General features: G+C 41.1%; 15 protein-coding genes. 3 read left to right on the forward strand and 12 right to left on the reverse strand.

The window, feature by feature from the left end:
• Window position 1 precedes the first annotated feature (1 nt).
• On the forward strand, window positions 2-814 hold the full coding sequence (gene eutC / locus ACEN2L_RS09325) for an ethanolamine ammonia-lyase subunit EutC (RefSeq protein ID WP_441743396.1): 813 nt from the start codon (window positions 2-4) through the stop codon (window positions 812-814).
• Between the two features lie 44 nt (window positions 815-858).
• On the opposite strand, the gene ACEN2L_RS09330 is transcribed toward eutC, so the two are convergent.
• Window positions 859-3,912 (reverse strand): efflux RND transporter permease subunit, encoded by a 3,054-nt coding sequence (locus ACEN2L_RS09330; RefSeq protein ID WP_441743397.1) that lies wholly within the window; start codon window positions 3,910-3,912, stop codon window positions 859-861.
• A 1-nt stretch (window position 3,913) separates the two neighbouring features.
• On the reverse strand, window positions 3,914-4,993 hold the full coding sequence (locus ACEN2L_RS09335; protein ID WP_306023476.1) for an efflux RND transporter periplasmic adaptor subunit: 1,080 nt from the start codon (window positions 4,991-4,993) through the stop codon (window positions 3,914-3,916).
• Between the two features lie 95 nt (window positions 4,994-5,088).
• On the opposite strand from ACEN2L_RS09335, the gene ACEN2L_RS09340 reads away from it, so the two are divergent.
• On the forward strand, window positions 5,089-5,985 hold the full coding sequence (locus ACEN2L_RS09340) for a LysR family transcriptional regulator (protein WP_441743398.1): 897 nt from the start codon (window positions 5,089-5,091) through the stop codon (window positions 5,983-5,985).
• A gap of 84 nt (window positions 5,986-6,069) precedes the next feature.
• On the opposite strand, the gene hpf is transcribed toward ACEN2L_RS09340, so the two are convergent.
• The gene (hpf, locus tag ACEN2L_RS09345) at window positions 6,070-6,426 is read right to left on the reverse strand and encodes a ribosome hibernation-promoting factor, HPF/YfiA family (protein ID WP_306023474.1); all 357 of its coding nucleotides are present in this window, start codon (window positions 6,424-6,426) and stop codon (window positions 6,070-6,072) included.
• A 206-nt stretch (window positions 6,427-6,632) separates the two neighbouring features.
• Window positions 6,633-7,301: a hypothetical protein gene (locus ACEN2L_RS09350; RefSeq protein ID WP_441743399.1), complete on the reverse strand. Its 669-nt coding sequence runs from the start codon at window positions 7,299-7,301 to the stop codon at window positions 6,633-6,635.
• Window positions 7,302-7,584: 283 nt separating this feature from the next.
• Here ACEN2L_RS09350 and rpsO point away from each other — a divergent pair, with 283 nt between their 5' ends.
• Window positions 7,585-7,854, forward strand: coding sequence for a 30S ribosomal protein S15 (gene rpsO, locus ACEN2L_RS09355; protein ID WP_306023472.1), 270 nt, complete (start codon window positions 7,585-7,587; stop codon window positions 7,852-7,854).
• A 183-nt stretch (window positions 7,855-8,037) separates the two neighbouring features.
• On the opposite strand, the gene ACEN2L_RS09360 is transcribed toward rpsO, so the two are convergent.
• The 8 genes from ACEN2L_RS09360 to ACEN2L_RS09395 form a co-directional block, all read right to left on the reverse strand.
• A complete protein-coding gene (locus ACEN2L_RS09360; RefSeq protein WP_441743400.1) occupies window positions 8,038-8,520 on the reverse strand; it encodes a cold shock domain-containing protein in 483 nt (160 codons plus the stop codon).
• Window positions 8,521-8,663: 143 nt separating this feature from the next.
• Window positions 8,664-8,927, reverse strand: coding sequence for a Txe/YoeB family addiction module toxin (locus tag ACEN2L_RS09365; protein ID WP_057794193.1), 264 nt, complete (start codon window positions 8,925-8,927; stop codon window positions 8,664-8,666).
• Window positions 8,920-9,174 (reverse strand): type II toxin-antitoxin system Phd/YefM family antitoxin, encoded by a 255-nt coding sequence (locus tag ACEN2L_RS09370; RefSeq protein WP_057794191.1) that lies wholly within the window; start codon window positions 9,172-9,174, stop codon window positions 8,920-8,922. Before ACEN2L_RS09370 ends, ACEN2L_RS09365 begins: the two co-directional genes overlap by 8 nt.
• A gap of 187 nt (window positions 9,175-9,361) precedes the next feature.
• Window positions 9,362-9,814 (reverse strand): hypothetical protein, encoded by a 453-nt coding sequence (locus ACEN2L_RS09375; protein ID WP_441743401.1) that lies wholly within the window; start codon window positions 9,812-9,814, stop codon window positions 9,362-9,364.
• Window positions 9,815-10,467: 653 nt separating this feature from the next.
• Window positions 10,468-11,922 carry a hypothetical protein gene (locus tag ACEN2L_RS09380; protein WP_441743402.1) on the reverse strand — a complete coding sequence of 485 codons (1,455 nt, stop codon included), beginning with the start codon at window positions 11,920-11,922 and terminating at the stop codon, window positions 10,468-10,470.
• A gap of 104 nt (window positions 11,923-12,026) precedes the next feature.
• On the reverse strand, window positions 12,027-12,374 hold the full coding sequence (locus ACEN2L_RS09385) for a hypothetical protein (RefSeq protein ID WP_441743403.1): 348 nt from the start codon (window positions 12,372-12,374) through the stop codon (window positions 12,027-12,029).
• Between the two features lie 16 nt (window positions 12,375-12,390).
• A complete protein-coding gene (locus ACEN2L_RS09390; protein ID WP_306023176.1) occupies window positions 12,391-12,603 on the reverse strand; it encodes a DUF3820 family protein in 213 nt (70 codons plus the stop codon).
• Window positions 12,596-14,401 carry an ABCB family ABC transporter ATP-binding protein/permease gene (locus ACEN2L_RS09395; protein WP_441743404.1) on the reverse strand — a complete coding sequence of 602 codons (1,806 nt, stop codon included), beginning with the start codon at window positions 14,399-14,401 and terminating at the stop codon, window positions 12,596-12,598. Before ACEN2L_RS09395 ends, ACEN2L_RS09390 begins: the two co-directional genes overlap by 8 nt.
• Between the last annotated feature and the right edge of the window lie 24 nt (window positions 14,402-14,425).

The raw sequence follows: 14,425 nt of genomic DNA on the forward strand, positions 1-14,425 counted from the left end.
CATGAAAAACCATCATGCAGACAAACAAACAATAGCGATTGAGAATCCATGGAGCAGCTTGCGCCGCTATACTGATGCAAGAATAGGCCTGGGCCGCACTGGTATTAGTCAAACGACTCAAGCGCAATTGGCATTTCAGCTAGCCCATGCTCAAGCTCGTGACGCAGTAAATATCCCAATCGATTTTGAAAATATCCAACAACAGTTGTCAGAGGCAGCCTTACCCTCTATTACCCTACACAGTAAAGCAACGGATCGGCAGGTTTACCTGCAACGCCCTGACTTAGGCCGACAATTAAACCTTGCTTCGCGAGCAATGCTAAAAAAACAAATTCAGACTGGCTTGGTATACGATGCCACCATAGTCGTAGCTGACGGTCTGTCTTCCACAGCCGTGCAGCAGCATAGTGCTGAGGTGACGGCTCTTATTGTTGAGCACCTTACACAATCCGGTTTGAGTTACGGCCCGGTGTGTTTAGCTCAACAAGCCAGAGTAGCTGTTGGTGATGAAATAGCTGAAATAGTAGGGAGTCGACTCCTTATCTTGTTAATTGGTGAGCGACCAGGCTTGAGCTCTCCAGACAGTTTAGGCATCTACTACACCTATAGGCCCAAAGTTGGCTTAACGGATGCTTCTCGTAACTGTATCTCTAACATTCGACCCCAAGGTCTACAAATTCAAGCAGCGGTTAGCCGTTTGATGTGGTTAATTAAAGAGTCTGAACGTTTAGATTATTCTGGTGTACGTCTAAAAGACAGAACGAATATTGAAAATGATTTGCTAGAAAAACAGAGGAATTTTTTACTTGAATAAAACTGTTTTAGCCCAGCCTCCAAGGGCTAGGCTAAAACGTTTCTTTACGATTTTGCTGGAGTAATTTTAAATACCAAACTATACAGCACTGGTACAAATACGAGGGTAATGAAGGTAGAAAAACCCAGTCCACACATGATTGCCACAGCCATGCTACCGAAAAAGTCGTCGAATAGCAGGGGGATCATACCTAGTATTGTGGTGATAGCTGCCATACATACCGGCCTTACACGGCTTAAGGTGGCTACAAATAACGCGTTGTAGGCGTCTTTACCTTGCTCAAGTTCAAACTTGATTTGCTCTACCAAAACGATACCATTTTTGATGATCATGCCAGACAGGCTCAACATACCAAGCAAAGCCATGAAACTAAATGCATAGCCGCTAAAGAGTAATCCGTAACTCACGCCAATCAACGCTAAAGGCACGCAAGCCCAGATAACACCTGCAATGCGGGCTGAGTTAAAGAGTAGTACGGTAATGATAAACATAATCAAATACCCCAGTGGTAAAGAGCCAAATAAGGCTTTTTGGGCATCAGTCGATGACTCATGTTCCCCCCCCCATTCTAACGAATAACCCTTAGGTAACGGGATTGCTTCGATGGGGGCTTGGATCCGCGCAAATAAATTTGCCGCGGTTTCACTACCTAAAATATCATGATCGGCCATCACAGTGATGGTGCGCTTGCGGTCACGTCTGGCGACGATGGGATCTTCCCATTCCACATCAAAGCCGCTTACTACTTGAGTGACAGGAATAAACTGCCCCGCGACTGAGCTATAAATTTGTAAGCTCTGCAAGTTTTCTACGCTTAAATGTTCTGTCGCAGGTGGACGAGTTACGATGGGTAACAAATTAACACCGTCTCGATATACCCCAATGGTTTTACCACTAAAGCTAGTTAACAATAAATCGTCTAAGTCGGCTTTACTGACCCCAACTCGGCGTGCGCTGGCTTCATTAAATTGAGGTCGTATGACAGAGGTTTTTTGACGCCAATCATCGCGAATATTAAGTGCGCCTTTATCCGCTCTTAGAATTGCTTTACTTTGCTCTGACAACTCTCGCAATATGACGGGGTCGGGGCCTGAAAAGCGAGCTTCAATTTTAGCATCGGTAGAGGGGCCAATTTCCATCAACTTGATCTTAAAAAACACATCACCGTGCTCAGATTGCATATAGTCTCGCAATTTAGGTAAGCCTGCTTGCAAGGCTTCTAAATCAGTCATTCTGATGGCCATTTGCGCATAGGTGCTGTATTGCTTTTCTGTTTGATAAGTTAGTAAAAAGCGCAATAAGCCTTGGCCGACCGTTGTGGTTATTTCTTCTACACCGGGCTCTTTAAGCAAATGCGCCTCGATTTCTTCCATAACCTTTGCATTTTCTCGAATGTCAGTACCCGATTTGTGCCACACATCAACAAAAAACATGGGGGTTGTTGAAGGGGGGAAAAATGATTGTTTGACCTGTCCAAAACTCACGATAGAGCCGATAAATAAAGCGACTAAAGCGACGACAGTGGTTTTACGCCAAGCAAGGGCTAAAGTTAATAAACGACCAAACGCTTTAAAAATAATACTTTGATACAGCTCTTCTTCTTCCTCATCTTCGCCTTTTTCAGTAAACATAAGGGATGCGAAAAAGGGAGTGAGAGTAATAGCGGTTACCCAACTCAGTAATAAGCTAATCAGCAATACCCAAAATAAGCTACCGGCAAATTCACCTGTTGCATCGCTTGAAAGACCAATTGGGGCAAAGGCAATAATGGCAATCACAGTGGCACCTAAAAGAGGCCATTTGTTTTGCTTAACAATAGCAGAGGCACCCTGGGCTACGGTTAATTTACGTTGTAAACCAATGAGTATGCCTTCGGTTACCACGATAGCGTTATCAACTAACATACCCAGTGCAATAATCAGCGCCCCAAGTGATATGCGCTGGAGGGTAATATCCATTTGCTGCATGAAAATAAAAGTGCCGAGCACCGTTATCATCAATATAAGACCAATTAGTAGACCTGAACGTAAACCCATAAAGAGCAGCAATACGATAACAACGATGACGATGGCTTCAACTAAATTAAGTAAAAAGCTTTGAACAGATTTATCGACTTCTTGCGGTTGGTTATAAACAAAATTGGTTTCCATACCCACTGGGCGCATGTAATCAAGTTCTTGAATACGCGCTTCTATACGGTGCCCCACCTCAACCACATTGACCCCATCCGCAAATGAAATGCCTAAAAGCATGGCTTCTTGACCATTAAAGCGAATAAGATTGGTTGGAATCTCTGCATAATCGCGATAGATAGTCGCTACATCACCTAAATGAATAAGTTTGCTAGAACCGGTACTGCTGATAATCAAATCTTTAAGCTCATCTACTGATTGAAACTCGCCCGTGGGATTAAACCGAATATATTCACTCCCTATTTTGACTTTACCTGCATTTGATACTTGGTTTTGAGTCGATAATAAGGCGCTGAGATGGTCAGGGCTAATCCCTAGGTTTGCGATTTTTGTACGCGAGATTTCTACTACAACTTGTTCCTTTTGCTCACCTTGCAACATAACTTTACCCACGCCATCCACTAATACTAGATCGCGTTTCAGATAGTTGACGTAGTCGCGAACGTCATCGTACTGGTAGCCTTTACCTGAGATGGCCAACATCATGCCATACACGTCGGCAAAATCGTCTTTCACAATAGGTTCATAGGCCCCTTGTGCGATGCTCGAACGTTTATCACTGATTTTTTGCCTCAGCTCTGTCCAGATTTTTCTCAAGTCATCTTTGCGATAAGTGCTTTTCATCTCAACTAATATTTGAGACAGTCCAGCACTAGAAAATGAACGGATATTTTTTACGTAGGGTAACTCTTGAATGGCATTCTCAAGGGGATAAGTGACCTCTTCTTCAACTTGGGTAGGAGAGGCGCCCGGATAAGACGTAATGATCATGGCTTGTTTGATCGTAAATTGAGGATCTTCTAAACGGCCGATCTCCAAAAAAGCCATAATACCACCAATGAGCAGTATCAATGTCACCATCCAACTGGTGGTGCGATTTTTAATAAAATAGCGAGCGAAATCCATGTTACAAGCCTCGCTCTTTTTGCCACACTCTTACGGTGTCACCTTCGTTAAGCATTTGCACACCTGCAGCGACAATGCGATCACCAAAACGTAAACCAGATGTCACGGTAAAGCCGCTCTCAGTGATTCCGCTTACCGTGACTTGCACTTTTTCTAATTTGTCTTGCTCATTGACCCGCCAAACATAGCTCAGTTCTTGCTTGTCTTGGTTCTGCCCAAAAAAAGCAGACGCTGGAATTTTCCAACCGTCTATTTTTGATTTCATGACCTTATCAAGCTCAACTTTGACCGTAGCCGACATACCGGGCAACACATTAAACTCCTCTGGCCTTGGCATGGAAAAAACCACCTTAAAGCTTTTGGTCGCTGCATTTGCTTCGGTATCATATTCTTTTAATTTAGCGCGAAAGATGGCGCTTTTATTGGCTTCAAAATGCACTTCGGGTTGATATCTTGTGGATTTATCAATATGCGACAAAAAGTCTTCTGGCAGTTGGATAGCGATATCTAGCGTCTGCATCTTTTGCAGGGTCACGATGGGCTGCTGAGCAGTAATGTTTTCGAAATTTTGCACAAAGCGCTGGGCCACTTGGCCATCAAAAGGGGCGATAAGCTTGGTGTAAGCTAAGTTTTGTTGCGCTACCTTTAGCGCTGCCTGCGTCAGTTGAAGCTGTGATTTCACTTCATCAAACCCAGCACGAGAGACAAGTTGTTGAGACAGCAGTTGTTCTGAACGTTTAAACTGTGACGATGCTAAATCAAAATTGGCTTGAGCACTGTCTAGGGCTAACTGATAGTCGGTAGGGTCAAGAGAGGCAAGAACATCTCCTTCTTTGACTTCCGCTCCAGGCAGGACCAACAGTTTATTGAGTTGCCCTGCGACTCTAAACGCTAAGATTGCGTCCTCACTGGCTTCCACTATTGCTGGAAAATCACGGTACTGACCATAGCCTTCATCAACCAATGTAATAACCTTGACGAGTTTGGCTTGCGGTGCTGCCGCCTCTTTCGGTTGCTCCTGACAACTACTGATTAAAACCGTAGAAAAGATCATCGATAAAATAACTAAGTTAAGACGCACTGGCACCACTCCTTTAAATAAGTATTCCTACTATAAAGTAATATGAATTTATATTATATTTAATTAGATTTACCAATTAATTAAATTAAATTTATATGACACTTGAGCAAATTAAGATGTTTGTCACTGTGGCGCAGCTAGGCAGCATTTCGGCTGCGGCTAAAGTGTTACACAAAACACAACCCGCAATATCCATTGCACTTAAACGATTACAAGATGAGTTAAAACTGGAACTATTGCATAGAGAACAGTATAGATTGTCTTTGACAGATGCGGGTCAAAAGTTACTACGACATTTTGAATTTTTACTTAAACAACAAGTACATATTGATGCTATCGCGGTGCATTTAGCCAGTGGCTTAGAGAGAAAAGTTGAACTAGTGTACGAAACTATTAGTCACAGCTTGCCTATTTTTAATGCGGTCAGTGAGGTGCAGCAACGTTTTCCCTTAACAGAATTTTACCTAAGTTCAGAAAGTAACTTAGGTGCCATTAAGCGGTTAATTGAGGGGAAGGGCGATATTGCTATCTCTCCTTGGATTGACCGTTTTTATGAACTTGCTGATTTTGATACCTTACCTTTTAGTCGATTTGAGATCATTACGGTAATTCATAAAAATGCACTACCACTTAAGGAACAGGTGCCTCGTTTTGTTAGCGAAATCGACCATTTGCCTCTATTAAAACCCCAAACCGTGTTGTTTGATCTCGACCTTGATGGCTTGTTTGGCTATGTGGCCCCATCACAGGTTCGCACAAACGATTTGTGGGCACAAAAATCAATGTTACTTAGTGCCAGTGGCTGGGGCTATATCCCTAAGCATCTCGTGGAAAACGAGTTAGCAACAGGCGAGTTGATTCAACTTAATTTAGAAGATATTAATTTTGATGCTAAGGGAGAAAGTCGCATTGTAAAACTTGCGAACCATAACTTGGGAGTGACAGGCTTAGATCTATGGAAGACCTTAGCCAAACTGAGTACTGAAGGGTAGTTTGATTGTCACTCAGGTTAAGGATACAGGGGGTTAAGTAAATTACTAACAACGCAATTACTTAACCCAATGATCAGCAGATGATTAGCTCAGATCCATACCTTGGATTATTTCGTGAGCAATTTCAGGCGTGGTGCAAGTAGGCTTTTGATGAAGCTTACCTTTTAAGTGTCCTTTGCGGTGACTAAGTGCTGCATCGAGTTTTTTCGCTGCTTTTGCTAATGCGGGATACATTATTGCGTCACTACCAGAGGCAGATATTTTGCTGCCTTCATAATTAGTGCGAATTTCAACCTCATACTCGCCATGCTCTTTTGCTACGATAATGTCTAGAGAAATAAGAGTGGGAAAATGACTTTCGATTTTGGAAAACTTTTCGTCAACGTATTGTTTGACGGCATCGGTAATATCAACATGGTGACCAGAAAGCTTTATTTTCATAGGTTTTCCTTTTGCTTTAAATGAATACAATTTTCTTTGGTGACTCAATTACAAGCTTGGGGCAAAGTGACAGAAAAGCAAGCGCATTTTGTCACAAGTTTGTCATATTAATAGAGTAGGGCAATTTCGTTTAGTTCACGTAATAGTCTGAACAAATAACTGTTTGCACGAAATTTAATCATCTTGAAATCGCAACGAGTATAGCGTTATTTCTCAAAGTCTTGATATTCATAGTAAAGTGGCTTCATTGAGCCGCAAAAGCCAAGTTTTCGATAAGTTTCATTTGCGCTTGGTACTGCCGATTTACTCACAAATTCCGTGATACAAGTTACATCGTCGAATAATAAAATAATTTGATCATAGCTAGGTGCAGCTTGAATTTGATGCACTAATAAACGTTGATTGTTTGGCAACAGAGCGCTTTCATATTTTTGCCTAATATGTGATTGCTCTAGTTCCTCAAGTTTTCGTAAATACAGTTGGCTATCTAATAGAATTTCGATATTTTTATAAGTCAGCATTCCACCTCGTTGAAAATGTCCCATATAAACATCAGCATTGATAGTAAGTCTTTCGCCGCGTATAAGATGCTCAAGGTTAAAAGCGCTTGGTACTATGGTCACTAAATCAGCGTCACGCACTAAATTTAATAAAGGTAGATTAGTATTATCTAGGTCATAAATAAGCTGTACATTTCGAGGTTCTTCATAAGTAGGCATTACAGAGGCGTAAATACGAGAGCCGTTACTGACCAAAACCATGGGGTGTACGCCCATGTATTTTTCATCCACAGGTGGAAGAGGGGCGGGTTCTTCCTGTGCAAAAGCGAAAAGATTCACTAAACACAGCAATATCGTGGCAACACTTTTTTTCATAACAATACCTTTAATAACTGAAACCCTATGGAATATCTGAATATACAACAAGTTTGCTAATTTTTTGCAAATAGATCTCTTTATTACACTGTAATTTTAATGCTTACAGGCTTTTAGTTAATATTGATTAAAAACGCCTAAAGTAATGGCTTAAACTGCTTTGTTGGCCTTGCTATCTTTGTTTTCATCGCTATAATACGCGCTCTTTTTGACTTGCTGAATTAGTGATTGGCAGGTTTGTTTAAATATTCCGGTTAGCGCCGGTCATACATTGGAGAAAAATATGTCACTAACTAACGTAGAAAGTGCAAAGATTTTAGCTGATTTTGGTGTTAAAGAAGGTGATACAGGTTCACCTGAAGTACAAGTTGCTTTATTGACTAACAACATCAATAAATTACAAGGCCACTTTTCAAAGCATAAGAAAGATCACCATTCACGTCGTGGTTTGTTACGCATGGTAAGCCAACGTCGTAAATTGCTTGATTATTTGAAAAGTAAGAATGCCGAGCGTTATCAGACTCTGATTGAACGTTTAGGTCTTCGTCGCTAAGATAAGATTCAAATGAAAAAAGACGCTTAGGCGTCTTTTTTTATGTCTGGAATATCGTTATTTATCAATGCGTTATGTTGTTTTTGTTTTTTATTGTGGCGATAGATTGGCTGCGCTTAGTAAATTAACGCTCAAAGCAACGGCGCGCTGTTTGCGTCCGTTTAAGCAACTTGTTAAGTTGATTTACCAACTACTATTGCAGAGTTGCCTCTCACAAGGCTCTCCATCATTATTGCCGTCTATTTTTACATTTGGGCAATGAGCTAGATAATATTTCGCTTCATCACAAGATATCATCTGACTACAGTGAGTTTTACCCTCACAACTAAATCCCATTTCTTCATATGCAGGATAAAGCTTAGGCTTAATTACAAATGAATAAACGATAAAGGCGATAAGCATTATAAAAAGAATACTAATAATATTTGATGTTAATGAAGGTTTATCTTTTGGATTAGGTTTAACACCAATTAAAGATATTAATTTAGCATTTTGTTTGCCATTTTCATTCACAACTTGAAATAATACGGCATCACCAACTTTTGGTCTTCGATACCCTTTCTTAAACTGAGAGATATGAGCAAACACATCACCTTTTATTTCTTTCGATGAGATGAATCCAAATCCTCGATCATCATTCCAGCGAACTATACTTCCTTGCATCATACTTCCTATGTTCGATTATCAACTTAACACCCAAATAAGGGGTACAAACATGGCGGCTATAATCGGAACGAAGTGCCACAGCCGTCATGTTTGTATCCCAGCGAGCCAGCGAGCGACTTAATTTGATTGTTAGCTGCCACTTACTAGTAATGGTAACGACACGAGATAATCGTAATTGAGGTATCGTCCACGGCATATACCAAACGGTTGGTGTCATCTATTCTGCGGGACCAGAAACCTGAAAGATTTTCTTTAAGAGGTTCCGGTTTTCCAATTCCATCAAATGGAGAACGCTTAACATCCGAAATTAACTTATTGATACGTTTTAAGGTTTTCTTGTCTTGAGTCTGCCAATAAACGTAACTATTCCAAGCTTCATCAGTCCATGATAACAACCTGTTACTCATCAATAAGTTCTCGCTGGATCGTTTTTGCCGCTTTAAACTGTGCTATTGAACGATTTAAGTGTTCAGCGTTCGCTGGAGAACGAAGTAGATGAACGGTTTCCATAAGGCTGTTGTAGTAATCTAATGACATTACAACAGCATCCTCAGAGTCACGACGAGTGATTACTGTTGTATCTGCATCGTTGATTACATTGTCCAAAACGGCTTTTAGACCATTTCGTGCTTCGGTAAAAGAGACAATTCTCATTTTGCACCCCTCTTGTACATTATATGGGACAAGTTTAGACTGAAAATGGGAACATGTACAGGATGTTGTGCATTACTGCGCCGTGGCAGCTAACGCCTCATTCAGAGGCAAATAATTGTTGGCTAAAATCGCGACGCAGGAGCAAAGCCAACTGTTATTTGTCCTGCTGCAATGACTTGTTAGGTGCCTATACTTGAATTGTTAACCAATATGCATAGAACAAAGGTGAACCTATAGCAATTACCAATAGGATTGTCCCAACATAAAATAAATTTGCGGTTAACTGAACTCTATCAAAATCATATTGTGGTTCAAAGTCATCACCTAGTTTGTCTTTTAATTCTTGTTCTGTTTCAAGTTCTGCCTTATGAATTTCATCAATAAAATTTTTACGGCTAAATGATTTTTGGTATGCCCAGCCAGACCACCCGAAAGTAAATAAGAAGCAAAGAGAGCTAATAACTACTTTGTTCTCCGACTCAATCACATTGTATGCGAGCAAAAATATTAATATGCAACAAGAAGCATTTAAAACTTCTCCAAATGGTTGGTAAATTGCCTTAAGTCGATTTTTGTCAAATAAATTAAATAACGTTCCAAGTACAATGAGTAGAACGTAAAAATATACCCAAGTTGGCAAACTAACTCCTTGGCACCTAACAATATTAATGTCCGGAAAAGTTCCGTGTTTAATCGCGGTTGCTAAACACGGATTTATTCCGCCTTTCTACATTGTTCTTTTTTAACACGGCATCTAACTATCTGTACAGGTTAAATATATTTCCAATTTAAAAAAAAGAGTGTTCTGGAAAGACGGAATAATTCCTAAATCTTGCTGTTTACCGGAACACTGGATTAATTTTTACCAATAAGCATTACACCAAGGCTCTTTTTAAACCGTACTTCGACATTCTAAAAGCTGGTAAAAGATACCCCCCTATTAGTAATGGGGGGTACCCGTCAGAGCTAGGATTTTTTAGCTTTGGTACTAATCGCAAAAGCACTATGCTCCCGCAAGGTTCGCTCGCCGCGAAAGGCAGTAAGACCCCAATGACACAACCCATAATCGAGTAAATTACATAAATCGGAACCCCAAAGGGGACCCATCGCAAGCGACCCTACGGGCGATTTATTTCATTAACACGATTCTGTGTCTTAGTCCTCTTCGTTATCACTCAGTAAGCGCGGACTAATGGCTGCAGGCAGCCGCCACACTATATGAATGATTTACTTTGGGTGATTAAAAGACATGAAAATTAGCATCACTAATCATCTAGGACCTAGGGCTATGTTTCAATTCGCCTTCTTCCATAAATTCTGGAATTTTTTATAGCCAAAATAAGTGTAAGGGTTCCAGTGACTTGGGATGAGTTCCAAGTTTTTACGCTCTTCAAAGTTTGAACAGAGTTGGCTTAATATTTCATTTAAACGATTAGGGCTGATTTTGGCAAACTTTTTCCGGGTTGTGGCAAAATAGAGATTATTACTCACCGGTACAACGAGCATTTTCCCCGCTGAATTAAAGGTTAAATGCCGTGTCGCAGTGCGGCAAATCGGGGCAAAAGAATTTACAGGGTTAAGTGCGCATACAATGGCGTATTCGTAGCGGTCTAAATCGTGACCATCGTCATCTTTAGGTATATAAGTTACACCAAATCCTTGTGGAAAATGGCCAACCATTTGAATAAAGCTTTTGGTGTATTGGGCTGAAATAGACTTTATTTCTGCTGCTTTTTCCAATACGAGTGTTGCCTTAGGTAGATTTGCGAGGCTTGGATCTGGTTTGGTTGAAAATATCACAGAGGCATAAATTTGTGGAATTTTTAATAAGTGCCCTTCAACTTGTTTGGGTTTTATAGAGTCATTTAGCAGAATGGTGATAAATTTTTGTCGATGTATTTCTGTGGTATCAAATTGACTTTTTTCCTCTTTAGAGTTGCCGTTATAGTTGCCCAGCCCAATGCCATGCACCAAATAATCGAGGGTTTGTTGATAATTGATTTTTAACAACGACAATCGCTCTTCATTTTTAAGTACACGAAATTCATCCAAATCGCCGTTTTCTCCTTTTAATATGTGCTGAGCTTGGGGATGTTGTAGTCCGATATCTTGTATCAGCGCCGCAATAACAATCGGTATACAAACGTCATGTTGAAATTGACTTAATTGTAAGCCAGTCGCGCTGTACCGTTGTCCTAATGCCTGTTTTTGTAAAATGTAATTCGTCGCAATGTGGTTATCGACCAACAACTTATCTAACAAACGAAGAGCCAGAACAGCCTTGTAAACAGGCTTTAACTTTTGATGTTGAATGGCCAACTTACTGCCCTCGTGAGGCGACAATAATAGCAGTGTACCGAGTAGCTTAGCGCTGTTAGTCAGGGTTTCTTGCTGGTCACTGGCTTCGCTTAATAAAACTAGCGATTCACTGGTATGAAATAAACTGTCATAACGCTTTTGTTTCTCTTGTTTTTGATTTTGCTGTTCTTGTAAAAGTAAAGCCTGTGCTGCCTCAAGTTCAGTGCTGAGTTTTTGTTTATTGGTAAAGTTACCCTGTGCAAGTGCTGTTTGACTCGCTTGTACACTTAAGCTCAGTTTTTCTAGATTTTCCTTGTTGGTTTGATAGTGTTGGAAATAGTGTGATGCTTGTTCATACAGTGACGTTTGCAGTGAGCTGCGATTCACTATGCGTTTGACTAGGTTTGTTATTTCTTGGGTGTAGCTTGATTCAGCTATTTCGCCGTGCATGAAAACGTTACTTATCCACCAAGTCAATTCAGAACATCACCATAGTACAGTTTTGGATGAGAAGCTACCGAGGGAGCGGGGCAGTTACAATGATGTCGATTTTTTTAATTTGTTTCTAAAGACAGCAGTGCTTGTTGGCGTTCTTCTTCACTTAATATCCCCACGAAAGGGGTCTTTCGTCGATATTTTTTCATAAGAGGTGAATCTTCTAATACTGCTGCCACAAAGGTGTCTTTGTCGTTTACGTGCTCTAAAATACACTGCCAAGTTAAAAATGCGCCGTAGCGCAAGGTGCCATTTTCTAATCGTTCTTCAAGGGTGAGCTTTACTTGTTCGACTAGGCTTGGATTGTCGACAATTTTTTCTGCCATCGCCTTGTGTAAAATACTGATTTGTTGATCAACAAAGGAATGAGTAATACTTCCTTTGCGTAAGGGGCGTCTTGCTCTCATTGGTCACATACCTCGCTTATTCGCGCAGTAAAGGCGCTAACATAGACTCGAGTCCGTTGAGCTTGACCTCATACATTAATGCTAATTGTTGACCTAATTTACCTGCGGGAAATCCTTGTTTTTGAAACCAGACGAGATAAGGTTCAGGTAAATTAAGTAACTTTCGTCCTGCATATTTGCCAAACGGCATGGTTTGATTAATGGCTTCAATCAGTGCTTCATTATCCATCTTTAGCCTCTGTTTTACTGCTATTTTGTTGGGTATTCCACAAGTGAGCGTAGCGCCCCCCATGGGCCAGCAACTCGGAATGCGTCCCTTGTTCTACAATGCCGCCCTTGTGCATCACGACAATGTTGTCAGCATCGATGATAGTAGACAGGCGGTGAGCAATCACCAGGCTTGTATGACCATCAGCTATTTCTCGTAATGCTTGTAAAATAGATTGTTCAGATTGGCTATCTAGTGATGATGTGGCTTCATCAAATACTAAAATGGGGGGGCGCTTGAGTATGGTACGTGCAATAGCAACTCGCTGTTTTTCGCCACCAGAAAGCTTTAACCCCCGTTCGCCCACTTGGGTCTCTGTGCCAAGAGGCAGCGATTGAATAAAAGTCTGTAAATGCGCTAGTTTAATGGCTTCCTGTACTTCTTCATTACTTGCTTCTGGCCGTCCATAGCGAATGTTTTCAAAAATACTATCATTAAATAACACAGTATCTTGCGGCACGATCCCGATACTTTGGCGCAAAGAATGCTGGTTAACGTTTTTGATATTTTGTCCATCAATGTAAATCCCACCACTTTTAACATCGTAAAATCGAAAGAGTAATTTAACTAAGGTTGATTTACCTGCACCGCTTTCACCCACCACTGCGACTTTTTGACCGGGTTTGATGTCAAAGCTCACCTGTTTGAGTATCGCTCTGTCCTCATGGTAGTGGAAGCTAATCTGTTTAAACTCGATTTTACCCGCCGAGACGTTTAAGTGCGGTGCCGTTGGGGGGTCGCTTATATGCGGCACTTTGGCCAGTAAATCGAACAGGTTTTCTATGTTCGCTAACGAACTACGGATTTCACGATAAACAAAGCCTAAGAAATTTAGGGGCATAAAAATTTGCATGGTGAAGGCGTTAATCAATACAAAATCACCGATAGTCATTTGCTTGTGGGCCACTTGATATGCCGCCATGGCCATCATACTGGTCATCGCCAGTGCAATAATTGTTGCTTGTCCACCGTTTAGCGCAAATAACGACAAGCGGTTTTTTCGCCGAGCGCTTTCCCAATTCTCTAAATCGTTGTCGTAGCGGCTTGTTTCATAATGCTCATTATTAAAATACTTTACGGTTTCGTAATTAAGTAGGCTATCAATGGCTCTCGAACTGCTCTGAGAGTCAGCTTGATTCGCTTGGCGCACGTATTGTGTGCGCCAATCAGTCACTTTAAAGGAGAAACCAATGTAGACAATCACCGAAACTAAGATAATGAGTGCAAAGCTGATCCCATAGTTGTAAAACAGGACACCGATAACAATGATAATTTCTAGCAGGGTAGGCACTATATTAAACACTAAAAAGCGCATTAAAAAACTGATGCCGCTGGTGCCGCGCTCCATGTCTCTGGAAAGCCCACCCGTTTGTCTATTTAAATGAAAATCTAAATCTAGCCGGTGTAAATGCTCAAATACCTGCAGACCGAGTCGCCGCATTGCGCGCTCTGTCACACGGCCAAATAGGGTATCACGCACTTCACCTAGTAACACGTTTATGAGCCTGAATACTCCGTATGCAATAACTAAAGCAAAGGGCACCAAAATCAACTCTTGTTGAACGCTCGGGGTATTGAGTGCGTCAACCGTATGCTTCAACACAAAAGGTAAACCGATACTGGCGACTTTGGCTCCTACTAAGCACAGCAGGGCAAGCGCTACTCGTTGTCTAAATTCTAACAAATAAGGCCATAGCTGTTTAAATATACGCCAGTTGATGGGCCCTTCGTTAAAGTTTCTGCTGTGTCTTGAGGACATGTTTACCTTATGAAATCACTATAT

Source organism: Flavobacterium sp. W21_SRS_FM6, assembly GCF_052119645.1.
In the GTDB taxonomy this organism is placed as follows: Bacteria; Pseudomonadota; Gammaproteobacteria; order Enterobacterales; family Alteromonadaceae; genus Paraglaciecola.

Bases quoted from the DNA above. Each gene is read 5' to 3' on its own strand.
- ACEN2L_RS09395 (WP_441743404.1), bottom strand. From the start codon at position 14,401: ATGTCCTCAAGACACAGCAGAAACTTTAACGAAGGGCCCATCAACTGG.
- ACEN2L_RS09390 (WP_306023176.1), bottom strand. From the start codon at position 12,603: ATGGATAATGAAGCACTGATTGAAGCCATTAATCAAACCATGCCGTTT.
- ACEN2L_RS09360 (WP_441743400.1), bottom strand. From the start codon at position 8,520: ATGATGCAAGGAAGTATAGTTCGCTGGAATGATGATCGAGGATTTGGA.
- ACEN2L_RS09380 (WP_441743402.1), bottom strand. From the start codon at position 11,922: ATGCACGGCGAAATAGCTGAATCAAGCTACACCCAAGAAATAACAAAC.
- ACEN2L_RS09330 (WP_441743397.1), bottom strand. From the start codon at position 3,912: ATGGATTTCGCTCGCTATTTTATTAAAAATCGCACCACCAGTTGGATG.
- ACEN2L_RS09385 (WP_441743403.1), bottom strand. From the start codon at position 12,374: ATGAGAGCAAGACGCCCCTTACGCAAAGGAAGTATTACTCATTCCTTT.
- ACEN2L_RS09365 (WP_057794193.1), bottom strand. From the start codon at position 8,927: ATGAGTAACAGGTTGTTATCATGGACTGATGAAGCTTGGAATAGTTAC.
- ACEN2L_RS09340 (WP_441743398.1), top strand. From the start codon at position 5,089: ATGACACTTGAGCAAATTAAGATGTTTGTCACTGTGGCGCAGCTAGGC.
- rpsO (WP_306023472.1), top strand. From the start codon at position 7,585: ATGTCACTAACTAACGTAGAAAGTGCAAAGATTTTAGCTGATTTTGGT.
- ACEN2L_RS09350 (WP_441743399.1), bottom strand. From the start codon at position 7,301: ATGAAAAAAAGTGTTGCCACGATATTGCTGTGTTTAGTGAATCTTTTC.
- eutC (WP_441743396.1), top strand. From the start codon at position 2: ATGAAAAACCATCATGCAGACAAACAAACAATAGCGATTGAGAATCCA.
- hpf (WP_306023474.1), bottom strand. From the start codon at position 6,426: ATGAAAATAAAGCTTTCTGGTCACCATGTTGATATTACCGATGCCGTC.
- ACEN2L_RS09370 (WP_057794191.1), bottom strand. From the start codon at position 9,174: ATGAGAATTGTCTCTTTTACCGAAGCACGAAATGGTCTAAAAGCCGTT.